At 71.8% G+C, this 20841-nt stretch carries 18 protein-coding genes; 9 read left to right on the forward strand and 9 right to left on the reverse strand.

What is annotated here, in order from left to right; translation table 11 throughout:
- Positions 1–5 precede the first annotated feature (5 nt).
- The 7 genes from nuoL to ACFYYN_RS24085 all read left to right on the forward strand — a co-directional run bounded on the left by nuoL (position 6) and on the right by ACFYYN_RS24085 (position 9938).
- The gene (nuoL, locus tag ACFYYN_RS24055) at positions 6–1904 is read left to right on the forward strand and encodes an NADH-quinone oxidoreductase subunit L (RefSeq protein WP_500547470.1); all 1899 of its coding nucleotides are present in this window, start codon (positions 6–8) and stop codon (positions 1902–1904) included.
- Positions 1904–3499 (forward strand): NADH-quinone oxidoreductase subunit M, encoded by a 1596-nt coding sequence (locus tag ACFYYN_RS24060; RefSeq protein ID WP_500547471.1) that lies wholly within the window; start codon positions 1904–1906, stop codon positions 3497–3499. The genes nuoL and ACFYYN_RS24060 overlap by 1 nt, the downstream gene beginning before the upstream one ends.
- Positions 3496–5148: an NADH-quinone oxidoreductase subunit NuoN gene (nuoN, locus tag ACFYYN_RS24065; RefSeq protein ID WP_500547472.1), complete on the forward strand. Its 1653-nt coding sequence runs from the start codon at positions 3496–3498 to the stop codon at positions 5146–5148. The genes ACFYYN_RS24060 and nuoN overlap by 4 nt, the downstream gene beginning before the upstream one ends.
- Before the next feature lie 399 nt (positions 5149–5547).
- Positions 5548–6534, forward strand: coding sequence for a polyprenyl synthetase family protein (locus ACFYYN_RS24070; RefSeq protein ID WP_500547523.1), 987 nt, complete (start codon positions 5548–5550; stop codon positions 6532–6534).
- A 264-nt stretch (positions 6535–6798) separates the two neighbouring features.
- The gene (locus tag ACFYYN_RS24075; RefSeq protein ID WP_500547473.1) at positions 6799–8073 is read left to right on the forward strand and encodes a LolA family protein; all 1275 of its coding nucleotides are present in this window, start codon (positions 6799–6801) and stop codon (positions 8071–8073) included.
- Between the two features lie 40 nt (positions 8074–8113).
- On the forward strand, positions 8114–9079 hold the full coding sequence (locus tag ACFYYN_RS24080) for an ABC transporter ATP-binding protein (RefSeq protein ID WP_499513346.1): 966 nt from the start codon (positions 8114–8116) through the stop codon (positions 9077–9079).
- A complete protein-coding gene (locus ACFYYN_RS24085) occupies positions 9066–9938 on the forward strand; it encodes an ABC transporter permease (RefSeq protein ID WP_500367293.1) in 873 nt (290 codons plus the stop codon). The genes ACFYYN_RS24080 and ACFYYN_RS24085 overlap by 14 nt, the downstream gene beginning before the upstream one ends.
- Before the next feature lie 10 nt (positions 9939–9948).
- On the opposite strand, the gene ACFYYN_RS24090 is transcribed toward ACFYYN_RS24085, so the two are convergent.
- The gene (locus ACFYYN_RS24090; RefSeq protein WP_500547474.1) at positions 9949–10506 is read right to left on the reverse strand and encodes a flavodoxin family protein; all 558 of its coding nucleotides are present in this window, start codon (positions 10504–10506) and stop codon (positions 9949–9951) included.
- A 105-nt stretch (positions 10507–10611) separates the two neighbouring features.
- Entirely contained in the window at positions 10612–11061 is a 450-nt protein-coding gene (locus tag ACFYYN_RS24095; protein WP_500547475.1) for a VOC family protein, read from the reverse strand.
- A gap of 65 nt (positions 11062–11126) precedes the next feature.
- Between ACFYYN_RS24095 and ACFYYN_RS24100 the strand changes: the two genes are divergently transcribed.
- Positions 11127–11741, forward strand: coding sequence for a CGNR zinc finger domain-containing protein (locus tag ACFYYN_RS24100; protein WP_500547476.1), 615 nt, complete (start codon positions 11127–11129; stop codon positions 11739–11741).
- Positions 11742–11822: 81 nt separating this feature from the next.
- Here ACFYYN_RS24100 and rarD read toward each other — a convergent pair whose 3' ends face one another.
- The gene (gene rarD, locus ACFYYN_RS24105; RefSeq protein WP_500547477.1) at positions 11823–12818 is read right to left on the reverse strand and encodes an EamA family transporter RarD; all 996 of its coding nucleotides are present in this window, start codon (positions 12816–12818) and stop codon (positions 11823–11825) included.
- Between the two features lie 147 nt (positions 12819–12965).
- The gene (locus ACFYYN_RS24110; RefSeq protein WP_500547478.1) at positions 12966–13823 is read right to left on the reverse strand and encodes an SDR family oxidoreductase; all 858 of its coding nucleotides are present in this window, start codon (positions 13821–13823) and stop codon (positions 12966–12968) included.
- 105 nt (positions 13824–13928) lie between these two features.
- Between ACFYYN_RS24110 and ACFYYN_RS24115 the strand changes: the two genes are divergently transcribed.
- The gene (locus tag ACFYYN_RS24115; protein ID WP_499513353.1) at positions 13929–14324 is read left to right on the forward strand and encodes a winged helix-turn-helix transcriptional regulator; all 396 of its coding nucleotides are present in this window, start codon (positions 13929–13931) and stop codon (positions 14322–14324) included.
- Positions 14325–14388: 64 nt separating this feature from the next.
- Here the strand turns inward: ACFYYN_RS24115 and ACFYYN_RS24120 are convergent, their stop codons facing one another.
- The 5 genes from ACFYYN_RS24120 to ACFYYN_RS24140 form a co-directional block, all read right to left on the reverse strand.
- Positions 14389–15474 (reverse strand): 2-oxoacid:ferredoxin oxidoreductase subunit beta, encoded by a 1086-nt coding sequence (locus ACFYYN_RS24120; protein WP_500329528.1) that lies wholly within the window; start codon positions 15472–15474, stop codon positions 14389–14391.
- On the reverse strand, positions 15467–17392 hold the full coding sequence (locus ACFYYN_RS24125) for a 2-oxoacid:acceptor oxidoreductase subunit alpha (RefSeq protein ID WP_500547479.1): 1926 nt from the start codon (positions 17390–17392) through the stop codon (positions 15467–15469). The genes ACFYYN_RS24120 and ACFYYN_RS24125 overlap by 8 nt, the downstream gene beginning before the upstream one ends.
- A gap of 258 nt (positions 17393–17650) precedes the next feature.
- Positions 17651–18310, reverse strand: coding sequence for a response regulator (locus tag ACFYYN_RS24130; protein WP_500329546.1), 660 nt, complete (start codon positions 18308–18310; stop codon positions 17651–17653).
- Between the two features lie 250 nt (positions 18311–18560).
- The gene (locus ACFYYN_RS24135; RefSeq protein ID WP_499516914.1) at positions 18561–19874 is read right to left on the reverse strand and encodes a sensor histidine kinase; all 1314 of its coding nucleotides are present in this window, start codon (positions 19872–19874) and stop codon (positions 18561–18563) included.
- A gap of 152 nt (positions 19875–20026) precedes the next feature.
- On the reverse strand, positions 20027–20758 hold the full coding sequence (locus tag ACFYYN_RS24140) for a TetR/AcrR family transcriptional regulator (RefSeq protein WP_500329532.1): 732 nt from the start codon (positions 20756–20758) through the stop codon (positions 20027–20029).
- Positions 20759–20841 lie beyond the last annotated feature (83 nt).

A 20841-nucleotide genomic window follows, 5' to 3' on the forward strand; every position in this document is an offset into this window, starting at 1 on the left:
CGAAAGTGGACTACTTGATCGGATGGCTCGTCCTCCTGCCGCTGCTGGGCGCCGGCGTGCTGCTCACCGGCGGACGGAGGCTGGACCGCACGGGCCACTGGATCGGCACCACGCTCGCGGGGGCGTCCTTCGTCGGCGCGGCGGTGCTCTTCTTCGACATGCTGGGCCGCGGCGGCGAGGACCGCGCGCTGCACTCGACCGCCTTCACCTGGATCTCCGTCGGCGGCTTCCACGCGGACGTGGCCTTCCAGCTCGACCAGCTGTCGATGACCTTCGCCCTGCTGATCACCGGTGTGGGCACGCTCATCCACATCTACTCGATCGGCTACATGGAGCACGACGAGCGGCGCCGCCGCTTCTTCGGCTACCTCAACCTCTTCCTCGCGGCGATGCTCCTGCTGGTCCTCGCCGACAACTACCTGCTGCTGTACGTCGGCTGGGAGGGCGTGGGCCTGGCCTCGTACCTGCTGATCGGCTTCTGGCAGCACAAGCCCAGCGCGGCGACCGCGGCCAAGAAGGCCTTCATCGTCAACCGCGTCGGTGACGTCGGCCTGTCGATCGCGATCATGCTGCTGTTCACCACCTTCGGCACCTTCACCTTCGAGCCGCTCTTCGGCCAGGTGGACAAGGCGGGCGAGGGCGTCCTGACCGGCATCGGCCTGATGCTGCTGCTCGCCGCCTGCGGCAAGTCGGCCCAGGTCCCGCTGCAGTCCTGGCTCGGCGACGCGATGGAGGGCCCGACCCCGGTCTCGGCCCTGATCCACGCGGCGACGATGGTGACCGCCGGCGTCTACCTGATCACCCGCTCCGGCGTGATCTTCAACGCCGCGCCCACCGCGCAGGTGGCCGTGGTGACGGTCGGCGCGGTCACGCTGCTCTTCGGTGCGATCGTCGGTTGCGCCAAGGACGACATCAAGAAGGCGCTGGCCGGCTCGACGATGTCGCAGATCGGCTACATGGTGATGGCCGCCGGCCTCGGCCCGATCGGCTACGTCTTCGCGATCATGCACCTGGTCACCCACGGCTTCTTCAAGGCCGGGCTCTTCCTCGGCGCCGGATCGGTCATGCACGGCATGAACGACGAGGTGGACATGCGGAGGTACGGGGCTCTGCGGAAGTACATGCCGGTCACCTTCGTCACCTTCGGCCTCGGCTACCTGGCGATCATCGGCTTCCCGGGACTGTCCGGCTTCTTCTCCAAGGACAAGATCATCGAGGCCGCCTTCGCCAAGGGCGGCACCGAGGGCTGGATCCTCGGCGGCGCGGCCCTGCTGGGCGCGGCGATCACCGCGTTCTACATGACCCGCGTGATGCTGATGACCTTCTTCGGCGAGAAGCGCTGGCAGCCCGACGCGGACGGCCACGAGCCGCACCCGCACGAGTCGCCGAAGTCGATGACGATCCCCATGGTCGTCCTGGCCTTCGGCTCGGTCTTCGCGGGCTTCCTGTTCAGCTGGAACGAGGCCTTCGTGAAGTGGCTGGAGCCGGTCACCGGTCACGAGGAGGGTCACCCGCCGATCGGCGCGGCCGCCGTCACCGGTGCCACGATGGTGGTGATGGTGCTCGGCGTCGCCCTGGCCTGGGCCGTGTACGGACGCCGCCCGGTGCCGTCCGTCGCCCCGCGCGGCAGCTGGCTCACCCGCGCCGCCCGGCGCGACCTGCTCCAGGACGACTTCAACCACGTCGCCCTGGTGCTGCCCGGTGAGTACCTCACCCGCGGTCTGGTCTACGTGGACCACAAGGGTGTGGACGGCGTCGTCAACGGCACCGCGGCCGCCGTCGGCGGCCTCTCCGGCCGGATGCGCCGCCTCCAGAACGGTTATGTGCGCAGCTACGCCGTGTCGATGCTGGCGGGCACCGCGGTGCTGGTCGCCGCGACGCTGCTGATGAGGGGTGTTGCCTGATGTCCTTCCCCCTGCTCACCCTGACCGCCGGCCTGCCGGCGCTCGGCGCGATCGCCACCGCCGCCGTGCCGGCGGCGCGGCGCGAGGCCGCCAAGTGGCTGGCGCTGGCCGTCTCACTGGCGACGCTCGTGCTGGCCGCGATCGTGTTCGTCCGCTTCGACCCGGGCGGGCCCCGGTACCAGCTCGGCGAGTCCCACGCGTGGATCGCCGACTTCGGGGTCCGCTACGAACTCGGCGTGGACGGCATCGCCGTCGCGCTCATCGGGCTGACCGCGCTGCTCGTCCCGTTCGTCATCGCCGCGGGCTGGCACGACGCCGACCCGCTGGAGGAGAAGAACCCCAACCGCCGCTGGCGGCCCACCCAGGGCTTCTTCGCGCTGATCCTGCTGGTCGAGGCGATGGTGATCATCTCCTTCGAGGCCACGGACGTCTTCCTCTTCTACATCTTCTTCGAGGCCATGCTCATCCCGATGTACTTCCTCATCGGCGGCTTCGGGGACCGTGCCCACGAGCACGGCGAGGAGGAGGCGGCCCGTCAGCGCTCCTACGCGGCGGTGAAGTTCCTGCTCTACAACCTGGCCGGCGGGCTCATCATGCTGGCCGCGGTCATCGGGCTCTACGCCGTCACCGCCGACCAGCTCGGCCAGGGCACCTTCTCCCTCCAGGAGATCCTGCAGGCCCGGGCGGCCGGCAAGCTCGACATGTCCACCACCGCGGAACGCGCCCTGTTCCTCGGCTTCTTCTTCGCGTTCGCGGTCAAGGCCCCGCTGTTCCCGCTGCACACCTGGCTGCCCAACGCCATGGGCGAGGCCACGGCGCCGGTCGCGGTGCTCATCACCGCGGTCGTCGACAAGGTCGGCACCTTCGCGATGCTCCGCTTCTGCCTCCAGCTCTTCCCCGAGGCCAGCAAGTGGGCGACGCCGGTGATCCTGGTGCTGGCGCTGATCAGCATCGTCTACGGCGCCCTGGTCGCCGTCGGCCAGCGCGACATCAAGCGGCTGGTCGCGTACGCGTCGATCTCCCACTTCGGCTTCATCATCCTGGGCATCTTCGCGATGACCTCCCAGGGCCAGGGCGGGGCGACGCTGTACATGGTCAACCACGGCATCTCCACCGCCGCGCTGATGCTGGTCGCGGGCTTCCTGATCTCCCGTCGTGGCTCCCGTCTCATCGCGTCCTACGGCGGGGTGCAGAAGGTGGCCCCGGTGCTGGCCGGCACCTTCCTGATCGGCGGTCTGGCCACCCTGTCGCTGCCGGGGCTCGCGCCCTTCGTCAGCGAGTTCCTCGTCCTCGTCGGGACGTTCAGCCGCTACCCGGCCGTCGGGATCGTCGCCACCACCGGCATCGTCCTCGCCGCGCTGTACGTCCTCGTCCTGTACCAGCGGACGATGACCGGCCCGGTGAAGGCCGAGGTGCAGGGGATGCCCGACCTGAAGGTCCGGGAACTCGCCGTCGTGGCGCCGCTGATCGCGCTGCTGATCGTGCTCGGCGTGTACCCGAAGCCGCTGACCGACGTCGTCAACCCGGCGGTGCAGCAGACGCTCTCCGACGTGCACAAGACCGACCCCAAGCCGGCGCTGGAGGCATCCAAGTGAGCAGCACAGTTGCTGTCCACAGCCTGTGGACAACGGCGGCACCGCTCGCCGCCGACAAGATCAACGCGCCGAAGATCGAGTACGCCCAGCTGGCTCCGGTCCTGATCGTCTTCGGTGTGGCCGTCCTCGGCATCCTCATCGAGGCGTTCCTGCCGCGGCGCCTGCGCTACACCGGGCAGGTCGGCCTCGCGGTCGTCGGCATGGCCGCCGCCTTCGCCGCGGTCGTGGCGCTCGCGGCGGGCGGCTACGCCACGACGAAGGCCCACATCGCCGCCATGGGCGCGGTCGCCGTCGACGGCCCGGCCCTCTTCCTGCAGGGCACGATCCTGCTGGTGGGCCTGGTCGGGGTGTTCACCTTCGCCGAGCGCCGGCTCGACCCCAAGGCGCACGGCCGGCACGTCGACTCCTTCGCCGCGCAGGGCTCCGCGGTGCCGGGCAGCGACCAGGAGAAGAACGCCGTCAAGGCCGGTTTCACCACCACCGAGGTCTTCCCGCTGCTGGTGTTCGCCGTCGGCGGCATGCTGATCTTCCCGGCGGCCAACGACCTGCTGACGCTCTTCGTGGCCCTGGAGGTCTTCTCCCTCCCGCTCTATCTGCTCTGTGCCCTCGCCCGGCGGCGGCGCGCGATGTCGCAGGAGGCGGCGGTCAAGTACTTCCTGCTGGGCGCCTTCTCCTCCGCCTTCCTGCTGTTCGGCATCGCCCTGCTGTACGGCTACGCGGGCACCGTCTCCTACTCCGGCATCGCGTCGGTCGTGGACGGCACCGCCAAGCTCAACCCGGCGCTGGCCGACTCCGCGGGCAACGACGCGCTGCTGCTGATCGGCGCCGCGCTGGTCGGCATGGGCCTGCTGTTCAAGGTGGGCGCCGTGCCGTTCCACATGTGGACGCCGGACGTCTACGAGGGTGCTCCGACCCCGGTCACCGGCTTCATGGCCGCGGCCACCAAGGTCGCCGCCTTCGGCGCGCTGCTGCGACTGCTCTACGTCGTCCTGCCGGAGCTGCGCTGGGACTGGCGGCCGGTGCTGTGGGGCGTCGCGATCCTCACGATGCTGGTCGGCGCGATCGTCGCGGTCACCCAGACCGACGTGAAGCGCCTGCTCGCCTACTCCTCGATCGCGCACGCCGGCTTCATCCTGGCCGGTGTCATCGCGGCCACGCCGGAGGGCATCTCCTCGGTGCTCTTCTACCTGGCGGCGTACTCCTTCGTGACGCTGGGCGCCTTCGCCGTCGTCACGCTGGTGCGCGACGCCGGCGGGGAGGCCACGCACCTGTCGCGCTGGGCGGGCCTGGGACGGCGTTCGCCACTGGTGGCCGCGGTCTTCGCGGTCTTCCTGCTCGCCTTCGCCGGCATCCCGCTGACGTCCGGCTTCGCCGGGAAGTTCGCGGTCTTCAGCGCCGCCGCGCAGGGCGGGGCGGTGCCGCTGGTGATCGTGGGTGTGATCTCGTCCGCCATCGCGGCGTTCTTCTACATCCGGGTCATCGTGCTCATGTTCTTCAGCGAGCCCAAGGCCGACGGCCCCACGGTCGCCGTGCCCTCGCCGCTGACGTCCACGGCCATCGCACTGGGCGTGGCGGTCACCCTCGTGCTGGGTGTCGCGCCCCAGTACTTCCTGGACCTCGCGAACCAGGCGGGCGTCTTCGTCCGCTGACCCCACCGCACGGCCCGGCCCGTGCGGCCATCCACGGCGCGGCTCCCCGCACTTGGCGGGGGCCGCGCCGTTCGGCATGTCGGGCGGCTCGCGGGGAAGGCGGAACAGCGGCGCAGACTCCTCGCGGAGCCCGCTCCGGGTGCCGTCCGGGTGCCGTCCAGGGGTGTGCGGGGTGGCGGTGAGGCCCCGCGGCCAGGCGCGGCACCGGAAAGGACCGGCCGTACACGCGGGCAAAACCGGGCGTAGTGGCCCGCGGGGGCCATGCCCTCGCAGTGATCGAGAGGCGACCGGTTACTCTGCCAGGTGTAGTGCAGCGCCACGCCGCAAGCCGCAGAAGTGATCTCAGCGACAGGAGAATCCCAGGTGACGACCGTCGTCGGGCCCTTCGGGCTGAGCGTAATGGACGAGGACCTCGAGTCCGCCGTCCGGGCCGGGCTGTCCGCCGTCGAGGCAGGCCTCATGGAGGCCACCAAGAGCGATGTGCCGTTCATCACGGAGGCGGCCCGCCACCTCGTGCACGCGGGCGGGAAGCGGTTCCGTCCGCTGCTGTCGCTGCTGGCCGCCCAGTTCGGCGACCCGCACGCGCCCGGCATCGTGCCGTCGGCCGTGGTGGTGGAACTGACGCACCTGGCGACGCTGTACCACGACGACGTCATGGACGAGGCCGCGGTGCGCCGCGGCGTGCCGAGCGCCAACGCCCGCTGGGACAACTCGGTCGCCGTGCTGACCGGCGACTTCCTGTTCTCCAAGGCCTCGCACATACTGGCCGACCTCGGGCCGGAGGCCGTACGCATCCAGGCCGAGGCCTTCGAGCGGCTGGTCACCGGACAGATCCTGGAGACCGTCGGCCCGCGCGACGGACGCGACCCGATCGACCACTACCTGGAAGTGATCGCCGGCAAGACGAGTTCGCTGATCGCCGTCTCGTGCCGCTTCGGCGCCATGATGTCCGGCGCGGACGAGAGCGTCGTCGACATCCTCACCCAGTACGGGGAGCGCGTCGGCACGGCCTTCCAGCTCGCCGACGACGTGCTGGACATCGCCAGCGACTCGCACGAGTCCGGCAAGACCCCGGGCACGGACCTGCGTGAGGGCGTGCCGACCCTGCCGGTGCTGCACCTGCGTTCGGCCGTGGCCAAGGCCAACGGTTTCGCCTCGGCGGACGACCTGCGGCTGTGCGAACTGCTGGACGGCGATCTGACGGACGACCGGCGGCACGCCGAGGCGCTGGAGCTGATGCGCGCCCATCCGGCGCTGGAGCAGGCCCGGCGCGACACCGTGCGCTACGCGGACGAGGCGCGGGTGCTGCTGGCGCCGCTCCCCGACTGTGCCGCCAAGCAGGCCCTGGAGGGGCTCTGCGAGGCCGTGGTGCACCGCGCGGGCTAGGTCGGCCCGGAGGTGACCCGGACGGCCGTCCTCCCGGCGCCCGCGCTTTCACCGGGGGCGCGGGGTGCCTTCCGCCCTGAACCGTTGTCAGGGATCGTCATCCCAGAGGTGTACGCCGAGTTGATCCCGGCGGGCGATGCGCCCGAGCGGCCGGATTGATGGGATAAGAGGCACCACCACACGGCGGATCGGGTGACAATGGCCCGAGGTGGACGAGTGCGACGATGACGGGAACCCGCCGTTGACGACGGAGGTAGGGACGTAATGGCACCCATCCAGCCCATGGACGACGACCGGGAGCCCCGGCGCCGGACCAAGGCGATACGTTACGCGGTCCCGGTGGCGGCGGCGGGAGTCGCCGCGGCGACCATCGGGCTCGTACCGGCGCTCGCGAACGCGGGCAGCCCGGATCTGCCCGGGATCACGGCCGAGGAGCTGATCGCGAAGGTCGCGGCCTCGGACACCCAGACGATCTCCGGCTCGGTCCGCATCAGCACGGACTTCGGCCTGCCGGCCCTGCTGACCGGCGCCACGGGCGCCGGTGGGCCGTTCGGCGGTGGCGGTGGCGGCCGCGGGGATTCCTCGGCCGACCCGAAGGAGCAGCTGACCCAGCTGCTGGCCGGCTCCCACACCCTGCGCGTCGCGGCCGACGGCCCGCAGAAGCAGAAGGTGTCGATCGTCCGGAACGCCGCGGAGTACAGCCTCATCCACAACGGTGACGAGGTCTGGGCCTACGACAGCGGCAGCAACCAGGCCTACCACCTCACCGGTCTCCCGCGGGAGGCGCAGGGTGAGGACGAGGCCAAGGGCGACCGCGAACTGCCCGAGGGCTGGCCGGCCACCCCGCAGGAAGCCGCGAAGAAGATCCTCGACGCGGCGGACGACAGCTCCACCGTCACGGTGGACGGCACCGCGCGCATCGCCGGGCGGGACGCCTACCAGCTGGTGGTCAGGCCCAAGGCCACCGACTCCACGGTCGGGTCGATCAGGATCGGCGTGGATGCCGGCACCGGTGTGCCGCTGAAGTTCACCCTCGCCCCGAGGGGCGGCGGCAAGGCCATCGTCGACGTCGCCTTCACCAAGGTCGACTTCTCCCGGCCCGCCGCCTCGGTCTTCGACTTCACCCCGCCGAAGGGCGCGAAGGTGACGACGGAGAAGGCCGGCGAGAAGGCGGACGGGAAGGCCGGGCAGGACGCCCGCGGGGCGCACGAGGAGTTCGGTGACCTCGGCGGCCTGGAGGGCCTGGACGGCCTGGAGGGCCTCGGTGTCCTCGGCAAGGGCTGGGACTCGATCGCCGAGCTGAAGCTGCCTCAGGAGGCGCTGAACGCCGGCCCGTCCGAGGGCGGGGCCAAGGCCCCCGGCCTCGGCGGACAGGGGCTGCTCGGCACCTTCGGCAAGGAGGTCAAGGGCGAGTTCGGCACCGGCACCGTGGTCGGCACCCGCCTGGTGAACGCCCTGATCACCGACAGCGGCAAGGTCTACGTGGGCACCGTGACCCAGGGCGCCCTGATCAAGGCCGCCGACGCGGCCGCCGAGTAGGGCACGGAGCGAGGCACCGGCACAGAGCGAAGGAGCGCCGATGGGGGAGCCGTCCGCCGAGACCGGTGAGCACGCGATCTCCACGAGCGGACTCACCAAGAGGTACCGCGGCGGACAGCTCGCCGTCGACGGCCTCGACCTGGCCGTCCCCCGGGGCAGCGTCTTCGGCTTCCTGGGGCCCAACGGCTCCGGGAAGACGACGACGATCCGCATGCTCATGGGGCTCATCGCCCCGACCTCCGGCACGGCGCGGGTCCTTGGCGAGCCCATGCCGCGCGCGGTGCGCAGCGTCCTGCCGCGCGTGGGCGCGCTGATCGAGGGCCCCGCCCTGTACGGCTTCCTCTCCGGCCGGGACAACCTGCTGCGCTTCGACGCGGCCGATCCGACCGCCGGTCCCCGCACCCGCGGGGACCGGGTCGACGCGGCCCTGGAGAGGGTCGGCCTGGCCGCCGCCGCGGGCAAGAAGGCGCGCGCCTACTCCCTCGGCATGAAGCAGCGGCTCGGCCTGGCCGCCGCCCTGCTGCGGCCCCGCGACCTGCTGGTGCTGGACGAGCCCACCAACGGCCTGGACCCGCAGGGCATGCGGGAGATCCGCTCGCTCGTCCGCGAGCTGGCGGCGGACGGCACCACGGTCTTCCTCTCCTCCCACCTCCTCGACGAGATCGAACAGGTCTGCACCCACGCCGCCGTGATGTCCCGCGGCCGGCTGATCACCCAGGGCCCGGTGGAGGCGCTCTCCTCCGCCGGACGCCTGGTGGTCACCACCCCCGATCCCGCCGAGGCGGTGCGGGTGCTGAAGGAGCAGGGGGTCACCGGCCTGGCCGCCGACGGCGACCGGGTCACCGGGGAACTGCCGCAGGACCCCGCGGCACTTCCCGAACTGGCCGACCTCAACGCCGCACTGGTCGCCGCCGGGGTCCGCGTCCGCGGCTTCGGCGTCGAACGGGCGTCACTGGAGGACGCGTTCGTCGCGCTGACCGGAGAGGGATTCGATGTCGCAGGCTGACACCCTGACCAGGTCGGTGTGGCCGATCCGCTCGCTCGGGCTGTTCCGCAGCGAACTGGTGACCGTGCTGCGCCGCTGGCGCACCCTGGCGCTGCTGGCCGTCCTGGCCGGGGTCCCGGTGCTCATCGGGATCGCGGTGCGGATCGAGACCGGTGACGGCGGCTCGGCCGGCGGCGGGGGCGGTGACGGCCCGGCCTTCGTCGCGCTGATCACCAACAACGGTCTCTTCCTGGTCTTCGCCTCGCTCGCCGCGACGCTGCCCTTCTTCCTCCCCATGGCGATCGGTGTCGTGGCCGGTGACGCCGTCGCCGGCGAGGCCAACGCGGGAACCCTGCGCTATCTGCTGGTGGCCCCGGCCGGGCGCACCCGTCTGCTGGTCTCCAAATACGCCTCCGTCCTGGCCTTCTGCCTGATCGGCACCCTCGTCGTGGCCGTCTCGGCACTGGTGACCGGCGCCTTGCTCTTCCCGCTCGGCGACGTCACCCTGCTGTCGGGCACGACGGTCCCCTTCTCCGAGGGGCTGTTGCGCGCCCTGCTGGTCGCCCTGGTCGTGGCCGCCTCGCTCACCGGCATCGCCGCGCTGGGCCTGTTCATCTCCACGCTCACCGACAGCGGCATCGCCGCCATGGCCACCACCGTGGGCCTGCTGATCACCGTGCAGATCGTCGACACCATCCCCCAACTGCACGCCGTGCAGCCCTACCTCTTCCCCCACTACTGGCTGAGCTTCGCCGACCTGGTCCGCGACCCCGTCTACTGGGACGAGATGCGCAGCAACTTCCAGCTCCAGGCGCTCTACGTGGCCGTGTTCGGCTCCGCGGCCTGGGCCCGCTTCACCACCCGCGACATCACGGCCTGACCGTCGCCGGTCAGCTGAAGAAGGCCTTGGCCCGGCCCAGGGCCGCCGTGTCTCTCAGCACGTCGCCCGGCCGGGTGCCGTAGCCCAGTAGCGCCCCGCCCCAGCGCATCCCGGCGTAGTCGGCCGTGTGGCGCAGCGTCCCCACCAGCGGGGCGGCCGTTGCCGGGTCCTGGCCTCCGTGCACGGTCACCGACCACAGGGTCTTGCCGCGCATCCGCTCCAGGAAGTCCAGCCCCGGCACCCGCATCCAGCCCGACCAGTGGTCCAGGTAGAGCTTGGTGCTGGTCGAGACGCTGTACCAGTACAGGGGGGAGACCACCACGATGTCGGTGGCCGCCAAGGTGGCCTCCAGGAGCGTCGCGGCGTGCCCCGACGGTGCGGGATAGCGGCCGTCGCCGTCGTGCCGGAGGTCCTCGAAGAGCGGCAGCGGCAGGTCCTTCAGCCGCAGCCAGCGCCGGTCCACCACGGGCGGCAGCTGCTCGGCGGCGTGCCGCGCCAACGCCTCGGTGTTGCCGTCGGCGCGGCTGCTTCCCACCAGGAACAGGAAGGACCGCTCTGAGTCCGACACCCCGTCATCTCCTTGCGTATGCATTAGTTGCGTACGCATGGAGATGTTGTCACCGCGCCGCCCCCGCCGTCAAGGCGAGTGCCGGAGGCCCGGAGGGCCGGCGGGCTACTCGACGTCGAACTCGTTCCCCTCCGGGTCGGCCATGGTGACCCAGGTGCCGGAGGGCTCCGCTATCCGCCGCAGCACCGTCGCGCCGAGCCCTTCCAGCCGGGCCACTTCCGCCTCCAGCCGTCCGGTGCCCGGGTGGAGGTCGATGTGCAGCCGGTTCTTCACCGTCTTGGCCTCGGGCACCCGCTGGAAGAGGATGCGCCGCCCGAGGCCCGAGCCCTTCTCGTCGTCGTAGGGGTCGTCGGGGTGGCGCACGGCGGCCAGGTCCCGCCAGGCCTTGCGGCCGGCCGCCTCCGTCAGGACGTCCTGCGTCACGGCGCCGAACCCCAGCAGCTTCTCGATCAGCACGCTGTGGTCCTCGAGCGTGTACTCCAGGGCCTCCGCCCAGAAGGCGGCCTGCCGGTGCGGATCCGCCGCGTCGACCACGAGCTTCCAGTGAACTGCCATGCCGTGCCCCCTCGTTCGCGTCTCCTCCGGCCTTCGGCCGGCCTGTAACCAGTTATATTGGTTACATGACGGAGCCCGCAATCGGTCTGGTCCTCCATTCATCCGAAGGAGTCGCCTACCGCTTCGATCCGGGCGCGCTCGCCCTCGAGTTGCTGCCGACGGGCGGCCCCGGCGCCTACGCGCGCCACGAGGTCCTCCACGAGCCCGCCGACCTGGTCCGCTGGGCGGTGGCGTGCCGGCTGCGCCCCGACCCGGGCGGCCTCGCCGTCTCCCCGGAGGACGTCGCCGCGGCCCGCTACCTGCGCGACGCGCTCTGGCACATAGCCGTCGCCCGCGTCCACGGGGAACCCCTCCCCGCCCCGGACCTCGTCGTCCTGAACGAGGCCGCCGCCTGGCGTCCCCCCGCCCTGCGTCTCGCCGCCGACGGGGGCCGCTCATGGCGTACCCCGGTCACCGGCACCCAGGTGCTGGCGGCCGTCGCACGGGACGCGGTGGAGCTCTTCTCCGGCCCCCACGCCGACCGCGTCCGCGAATGCTCCGCCCACGACTGCCGACTGGTCTTCGTGGACACCTCGCGCCCCGGCCGGCGTCGCTGGTGCGCCATGGAGCACTGCGGCAACCGCCACAAGGTCCGTGCCCACCGCTCCCGCAGGGAGGCGTACGAGGCGCCGGAAGGCTAGTGCCCGTGCGTGTGCCCGTGCGTGTGCCCGTGCGCCCGTGTGCCCGTGCGTCCGTGTGCGCGTGCGTGTGGACGCCGCCGCTCAGCCGGTGACGGCCCCGCGCGGCGCCGCCTCGTCGGGCACCACCGCGGCGTCGCGCACCGCGATCCGGCCGCGCCGTGCGGTCCGCAGCGCGTCCCAGGTCAGCAGGGCCAGGGCGAGCCAGACGAGGGCGAAGCCGGCCCAGCGCTCGGCCGGCATCTCCTCGTGGAACCAGAGCAGTCCGAGCCCGAACTGGAAGACCGGCGCGAGGTACTGCAGCATGCCCAGCATGCTCAGCGGGATGCGGATGGCCGCCGCGCCGAAGCAGATCAGCGGCACGGCGGTGACGACGCCGCACGCGGCGAGCAGGGCGGCGTGGCCGGCCCCGTGTGAGGCGAAGGTGGTGTCGCCGCGGGTGCCGAGGAAGGCCAGGTAGCCGAGCGCCGGCAGGAACTGGAGGGCCGTCTCGGCCGCCAGCGACTCCAGGCCGCCCATGCCGACCTTCTTCTTGATGAAGCCGTAGGTGGCGAAGGAGCAGGCCAGGGTCAGTGCGATCCAGGGCAGCCGCCCGTAGCCCAGGGTCAGCACCAGGACGGCGGCGGCGCCGACGCCCACGGCGGCCCACTGCGCGGGGCGCAGTCGCTCGTGCAGGACGAGGACGCCGAGGCCGATGGTGACGAGCGGGTTGATGAAGTAGCCCAGCGAGGTCTCGACGACGTGGCCGCTGTTGACGCCCCAGATGTACAGGCCCCAGTTCACGGATATGACGGCCGCCGCCACGGCCAGCAGCGCCAGGCGCCGCGGCTGGCGCAGGAGTTCGGGGACCCACGCCCAGCGGCGCATCACCAGCAGCACGAGGGAGACGACGACCAGCGACCAGACCATGCGGTGGGCGAGGATCTCGCCCGCGCCGGACGGTTCGAGGAGCGGCCAGTAGAGGGGGAAGAGCCCCCAGAGCCCGTAGGCGGCGAATCCGTACAGCAGACCGGCACGCTGCTCGTTCACTCGTTCCTCCCGGGGCGCTGGCCGACCGCTCGAAGGTAGCGTGCGGGGCATTCTCCCGTCATCTGCGTATCGCATGACGGTCATGACACCCTCGCCGCGGACCGGGAACGCACCGGGACCGGACGGACACGGGGCGGGGCCCCCGCGGCCGGAGGGGATCCGCCGCGGGGGCCCCGCCGTCCGGGCGGGCGGCCGGGGTCAGCCCTTGAGCGCCGCCGCGATCGTGTCCGCGAGCGGGGTGGTGGGACGTCCGATCAGCCGGGCGAGGTCGCCGCTGCCGCCCTGGAGGAGGCCGCGGGAGACGCCGGCGACGTCCACGTCGACGTAGATCCCGGCCACCGCCTCTGGCAGCCCGGCGCCGGTCAGGACCGCCAGGAAGGCGTCGGCGGGCAGGTCGGCGTAGGCGACCGGGCGGCCGGACTGCCGGGCCAGCTCGGCGGCGTACTCGGCCAGCGTCCAGGCCTCGTCCCCGCTGAGCTCGTACACCGCGTCCTCGTGCCCCTCGCCGGTCAGCACGGCGGCCGCGGCCGCCGCGTAGTCCTCGCGGGTGGCGGAGCCGATGCGGCCCTCGCCCGCGCTGCCCGCGACGCCGTGCTCCAGCTGGACGGCGATCTGCGCGGTGTAGTTCTCGGTGTACCAGCCGTTGCGCAGCAGCGTGTAGGTCAGCCCGGAGTCCAGCAGGGCCTGCTCGGTGGCCTGGTGCTCGGCGGCGAGCCGGAAGTCGGCGGCCGGCCCGCCGAGGACGCTGGTGTACGCGAGCCGGGCGACCCCCGCCTCCTTGGCGGCCTCGATCACGGCGGTGTGCTGCGCGACGCGCTGCCCGACCTCGCTGCCCGAGATCAGCAGCACCACGTCGCCCGCCCGGAAGGCGTCCTTGAGGGTCGCGGGCGCGTCGTAGTCGGCCACCCGGAGCTCCACGCCCCGGGCGGCGAGGTCCGCGGCCTTGTCCGCGTCCCGTACGACGGCCACGACCTGCTCGGCCGGGAGGTCGGCCAGCAGCCGCTCCACGACCAGCCGGCCCAGCTGTCCGGTGGCTCCGGTGACGACGATGCTCATGACGGGTTCACTCCAGTCCCTGATGTCCTTGTGCGTGATGACGGGACTAACCCTAGGGCCAGTACTAACTTCCAGAAAGTACCCACTTCAAAGTAAGCTAGTGGTATGGACGTAAGGGAAGAGCTCACCGCCGTGCTGCAGGCGCCCCCGGACGTGAACGCGCGCAACTGCCCCTCGCGGGTGATCCTCGAACACGTCACCAGCCGCTGGGGCGTGCTGGTGCTCGCCGCACTGACCGACGGCACCCTGCGCTTCAGCGAGCTGCGCCGCACGGTCGGCGGGGTCAGCGAGAAGATGCTCGCCCAGACCCTGCAGACCCTGGAGCGCGACGGCTTCGTGCACCGCGAGGCGCACCCCGTCATCCCGCCGCGCGTGGAGTACTCCCTCACCCCGCTCGGCAAGGAGGCAGCGGACCAGGTCTGGGCCCTGGCCCGCTGGACCGAGGGCCGCACGGAGCAGGTGATGGCGGCCCGCCGGGCGTACGACGAGGCCCGGACCTGATCGTCAGGCCCGGGCCCCGTATGGCCGCTGCGGTGGGTGCGGTCGGCGTGAAGGACGCGGTGGGTCAGCCCACGACCGTCCACGTGTCGTTGCCGGCCAGCAGTGCGGCGATGTCGCCCTTGCCGTGCTGCTCGACGGCCTGCTCCAGCTGCTCGGACATCAGCACGTCGTAGACCGGCCGTTCGGCGCTGCGGAACACGCCGATCGGCGTGTGGTGCAGCGTGTCGGGGTCGGCGAGCCTGGACAGGGCGAAGGCCGTCGTGGGCGACGCGGCGTGCGCGTCGTGCACCAGGACCTCGTCCTCGTTGGAGGCGTCGACGTCGACGACCTTCAGGTCGCCGGTGGCCCGGTCGCGTACGACCCCCTTGGCGTTGTCCGCGCCGAAGCGGATCTGCTCCCCGTGCTCCAGCCGGATCACCGCGTTCTCGGCGGAGGCCCGGTCCTTCAGCACCTCGAAGGCGTTGTCGTTGAAGATGTTGCAGTTCTGGTAGATCTCCACGAAGGCCGTGCCCGGGTGCGCGGCGGCCGCCCGCAGCACGCCCGTCAGGTGCTTGCGGTCGGAGTCGACGGTGCGCGCCACGAAGGAGGCCTCCGCGCCGAGCGCCAGCGAGACCGGGTTGAAGGGCGCGTCCAGCGAGCCCATCGGCGTCGACTTGGTGATCTTGCCGAGTTCGGAGGTCGGGCTGTACTGCCCCTTCGTCAGGCCGTAGATCCGGTTGTTGAAGAGCAGGATCTTGAGGTTCACGTTGCGCCGCAGCGCGTGGATCAGGTGGTTGCCGCCGATGGACAGCGCGTCGCCGTCACCCGTGACGACCCACACCGACAGGTCGCGCCGCGAGGCGGCGAGCCCGGTCGCGATGGCCGGGGCACGGCCGTGGATGGAGTGCATCCCGTAGGTGTTCATGTAGTACGGGAAGCGGGAGGAGCAGCCGATCCCGGAGACGAAGACGATGTTCTCCCGGGCCAGGCCCAGTTCGGGCATGAAGCCCTGCACGGCGGCGAGGATCGCGTAGTCACCGCAGCCGGGGCACCAGCGCACTTCCTGGTCCGACTTGAAGTCCTTCATGGACTGTTTGGCTTCGGCCTTGGGGACCAGGGACAGCGCCGGCAGCCCCGGCGTGCGGTGTTCGACGGCAGGCGCCTCAGACATCTGCGCTCTCCTCCTGGATGGCGGCAGCGAGTTGCTCGGCCTTGAAGGGCAGGCCGGTGACCTGGGTGTGCGAGCGGGCGTCGACCAGGTACTTCGCCCGCAGCAGGTGGGCGAGCTGGCCGAGGTTCATCTCCGGGACCACTACCTTCTGGTAACGCCCGAGGACCTCCCCGAGATTCCTCGGGAAGGGGTTCAGATGGCGCAGATGGGCCTGCGCGACCGCGCCCCCTGCGCCCCTGATGCGCCGTACGGCCGCCGTGATCGGCCCGTACGTCGAGCCCCAGCCGATCACCAGCGTCCGCGCCTGGCCGTCCGGGTCGTCGACGACGACGTCGGGCACCTCGATGCCGTCGATCTTGGCCTGCCGGGTGCGCACCATCAGGTCGTGGTTGGCCGGGTCGTACGAGATGTGCCCCGTGCCGTCCTGCTTCTCGATGCCGCCGATCCGGTGCTCCAGACCGGGGGTGCCCGGCACCGCCCAGGGGCGCGCCAGGGTCTCGGGGTCGCGCAGGTACGGCCAGAACTCCTCGGTGCCGTCCTCCGCCACGTGGTTGGGCGTCGTCGCGAACTGCACCCGCAGGTCGGGCAGCTCGTCCAGCTCGGGGACCCGCCACGGCTCGGAGCCGTTGGCCAGGTAGCCGTCGGAGAGCAGGAGGACCGGGGTGCGGTAGGTCAGCGCGATGCGGGCCGCCTCCAGCGCCACGCCGAAGCAGTCGCCGGGGGTGCTCGGCGCCACGATCGGGACCGGCGCCTCGCCGTTGCGCCCGTACATCGCCTGCAGCAGGTCGGCCTGCTCGGTCTTGGTCGGCAGGCCCGTCGAGGGCCCGCCGCGCTGGATGTCGACGACCAGCAGCGGCAGCTCGAGCGAGACCGCGAGGCCGATGGTCTCCGACTTCAGCGCGACACCCGGGCCGGAGGTGGTCGTGACGGCCAGCGAGCCGCCGAAGGCCGCGCCAAGAGCGGCGCCGATGCCGGCGATCTCGTCCTCGGCCTGGAAGGTGCGCACGCCGAAGTTCTTGTGCTTGCTCAGCTCGTGCAGGATGTCCGAGGCCGGGGTGATCGGGTACGAGCCCAGGAAGAGCGGCAGGTCCGCCTGGCGGCTCGCGGTGACCAGGCCGTACGACAGCGCCAGGTTCCCCGAGATGTTGCGGTAGGTGCCCGCGGGGAAGGCCGCCTCGGCCGGGGCCACCTCGTAGCTGACCGCGAAGTCCTCGGTCGTCTCGCCGAAGTTCCAGCCCGCGCGGAAGGCCGCGACGTTCGCCTCGGCCAGCTCGGGCTTCTTCGCGAACTTCTTGCGCAGGAAGTCCTCGGTGCCCTCGGTGGGCCGGTGGTACATCCACGACAGCAGCCCGAGCGCGAACATGTTCTTGCTGCGCTCGGCCTCCTTGCGGGTCAGCGGGAAGTCCTTGAGCGCCTCGACCGTCAGGGTGGTCAGCGGCACCGGGTGCACCGCGTAGGCCGACAGCGAGCCGTCCTCCAGCGGCGAGGCCGCGTAGCCGACCTTGGCCATCGCGCGGGTGGTGAACTCGTCCGTGTTGACGATGACCTCCGCGCCGCGCGGCAGGTCCCCGATGTTCGCCTTCAGTGCCGCCGGGTTCATCGCGACCAGGACGTTCGGGGCGTCACCCGGGGTGAGGATGTCGTGGTCGGCGAAGTGCAGCTGGAAGCTCGACACGCCCGGCAGGGTGCCTGCCGGAGCCCGGATCTCGGCCGGGAAGTTCGGCAGGGTGGACAGATCGTTGCCGAACGACGCCGTTTCCGAGGTGAACCGATCTCCCGTGAGCTGCATGCCGTCGCCGGAGTCCCCGGCGAAACGGATCACCACCCGATCGAGCTTCCTGGTCTCCTTGGCCGGTTTCCGCTGCTCTCCCAGAACGGGACGATCGGGGGTTGTCGGGCTGCTGACCTGGCTGGTCACTGAATCGGACCTCCTTCGAGGCGGCGGCTCACGACCGGGGCCGTGACCTTGTGTCCCACGCGCCATCGTACGTGGGTAAGGGTCGCCTTCCCGGGTCTTCCCGCATCGTGAACGCCGCGCTGGGCTCCCTTTGTGCCCTGATGGGTCACGGTCACCGCCCCCCGGAGCCCGTGCTGCCTGCTTCCTCCATATGGGACGCCTTCCGGCGCCGCTCCGGTTCTACGCCTCCGCGGGATCCTCTGACGATACGTCAGAGGATCAGGAATTGAGGTACGTGAGCACGGCCAGGACACGCCGGTGGTCGCCCTCGCTGGGGGCCAGCCCCAGTTTGAGGAAGATGTTGCTGACGTGCTTCTCCACCGCGCCGTCGCTCACCACCAGCTGCTTGGCGATCGCGGAGTTCGTCCGTCCCTCCGCCATCAGCCCCAGCACCTCGCGCTCCCGCGGGGTGAGGCCGGCCAGTACGTCCTGCTTGCGGCTGCGTCCCAGCAGCTGCGCGACCACCTCCGGGTCCAGGGCGGTACCGCCGCCGGCCACCCGTACGACCGCGTCGACGAACTCCCGGACATCGGCTACCCGGTCCTTGAGCAGATACCCGACCCCGCGGGAACTGGCGGCCAGCAGCTCGGTGGCGTACCGCTCCTCCACGTACTGCGACAGCACGAGCACGCCCAGCCGCGGGTGGTCGCGGCGCAGCCGCACTGCGGCGCGCACGCCCTCGTCGGTGTGGGTCGGCGGCATCCGCACGTCGGCCACGACCACGTCGGGCACCGCGCCCTCGGCGGCGAGCTCGCCGATCACCTTCAGCAGGGCCTCACCGTCACCGACCCCGGCGACGACCTCGTGCCCGCGGTCGGTCAGCAGGCGGGTCAGTCCCTCCCTCAGCAGCACCGAATCCTCGGCGATGACCACCCGCACCCTGTCCTCCACCGCTACCGGCTCCCCCGTGTCGACGTCGACGTGCTGTCCCTCCCCAGCATTCCAGCTTCCGGCGGCGGGCACACGGCCTTGCCGCCGGGGGCGGAGTGCGGGGAGGGACGGAGGGGGGCGCGGTCAGCGTCCTCTCGGTTCTTCCGGTCTTCCCGGTCCTACTGGTCCTTGCGGTTCTTGCGGTTCTCCCGGCGCTTCCGGCTCCTGCGGCCGAGCTGCCCGGCGGTGCCCCGCGGGGTCAGGTCCGCCAGGGCAGCTCGGCCGCGACGGTGGTCGGGCCGCCGGCGGGGGAGTCCACCGCGAGGACGCCGTCCACCGCCCCCAGCCGCTCGGCGAGCCCGGCCAGGCCGGAGCCGCGCGCCGTGGAGGCGCCGCCGCGCCCGTTGTCGACGACGTGGATCATCAGCCGGTCCCCGGAGCGCCACAGGTCGACCGTGGCGCGCGAGGCGCCGCTGTGCTTGCTGATGTTCTGCAGCAGCTCGGAGACGGTGAAGTACGCGATGCCCTCGATCGCCGGCACCGGCCGCCCCGGCAGGTCCACGCTCACCTGCACCGGCACGGTGCAGCGCGCCGCGAGGGAGGACAGGGCGGCGTCCAGGCCGCGGTCGGTGAGGACGGCCGGGTGGATGCCGCGGGCCAGGTCGCGCAGCTCCTGGAGGGCCAGCTTCACCTCGCCGTGCGCCTCCTCGACCATGGTGGCCGCCGCCTTCGGGTCCTCCTGCAGCTTCTCCTTGGCCAGGCCCAGGTCCATGGCGAGCGCCACGAGCCGGGCCTGGGCCCCGTCGTGCAGGTCGCGCTCGATGCGGCGCAGGTCGGCGGCGGCGGTGTCCACCACCGTGCCGCGGTCCGACTCCAGTTCCGTGACGCGGCTGGCCAGCCGCGAGGGCCCAAGCAGCCCGGCGACCAGGCCCCGGTCGACGTACGCCATGCCCCGGATCAGCCAGGGGGTGGCCAGGACCAGGAGCAGCCCCAGCACGGAGGTCATGGCCACCTCGAACGGCGAGTCCAGCCACCAGCCGTTGCCGTTGCCGTCCCCGTACAGCTGGAGCCCGGGCTGGTCGGTGTAGGCCGGGAACACCCACTGCCACAGCGGGTACGTGAGGAGCCCCCAGCCGTAGGTGAAGAAGGAGATGGCCACGGAGAAGGTGAACACGCCCCACGGGAAGTGCACGAAGAAGTACAGGATGTGCCGCCAGGAGGCGCCGCTGGTCAGCTGGCCGCCGAGCCACGACATGAAGCCCTGGCCCGGCCGCCGGCGCAGCGGTTCCGGCGCGGCCACGTCGATGCGCAGGCACTGGCGGGCCCGCTCGCGCTCCACGACGCCGAGCCCCCGGCACCCGGCCAGCATCACGGCGAGGACGGGCAGTCCGAGGAAGGTGACCAGCAGGCCCGCGCCCAGCGACAGCATCGTCACCGTGAAGACGAAGCCGATGATGCCCATCGGCAGGTTCAGCAGGAGATACAGGAACTCGCGCCAGGTGCGGGCCTCGATCGGCGCGCGCAGCGCCGCGGGCAGCCGGTGCTCGCGCGGCTCCGGGAAACCGTATGCCATGGTCACGTCCGTCCTCTTCGTCGTACCTCTGCGTCCGCTGGTGATGCCTCCAGCCTCGTCCTGCGGGGCCCTCGCGCCCATGGTGCGGATCGGCGTCTTGGACCTGGGGAAAACCCCACCCCCGCGGTGCGGCGGCCGGGACCCGGGCGGTGTCAGCGGGGGAGCCGCAGCGCCAGCCCGTCGAGGACGACGTCCAGGCCGTAGGCGAACTTGGCCTCGCGCAGCGCGACCGGGTCCTCGAGGGCGGCCGTGGGGTCGGCATAGGAGCCGGACAGGTGGTCGTGGGGGGCCGCGGCGGCCTGGGCGGCGGGCATGAGACGGGCGATGAAGCCGGCCTCGGTCTCGCCGGAGCGGGCGACCGTGGTGAGCCAGGCGGCCTCCGTGGTGCTCATGCCGATCACGTAGCTCAGGAGGGTGTCGATCGCCCGGCTCGGCTCGGGGAAGCCGGCGGCGGCGAACAGGGCGGCCAGCCGCTCGGAGTACGACATGAGGTTGGGGCCGAGGTAGGCGAGGCCCGCCTGGCCCAGGACCGAGGACAGCCACGGGTGGCGCAGCGCCGTCGCGCGGAAGGACCCGGCGGCCTCGGTGACCGCGGCGCGCCAGTCCGCCCCGCCGGCGGCGGGGACGGCGATCTCGGCGGCCACCTCGTCGACGGCCAGTTCCATCAGCTCGTCCTTGGTCGCGACGTGCCGGTAGAGGGAGGTCGCGCCGGCGTTCAGCCGGGCCCCCAGCTTGCGCATGCTGAGGGCCTCGACGCCCTCGGCGTCCAGCATGGCGATCGCCTCGCGGACGATCGCGCCGCGGCTGAGCGCGGGCTGGTCGGCCTCGCGCTGCTGCCGGGCCCACACGGACGGGATCGGGCTCGGCTTCGTCCTGGCGGCCATGGCGCTCCTTGGGGACCGGGGTGCGGGCGGATTGCTGCGTACGGCGTTCGCATTCAGCGTACAGGAGCGAGTGTTGCGCACAC

The organism is Streptomyces sp. NPDC001902 (genome assembly GCF_042891295.1).
GTDB lineage: Bacteria > Actinomycetota > Actinomycetes > Streptomycetales > Streptomycetaceae > Actinacidiphila.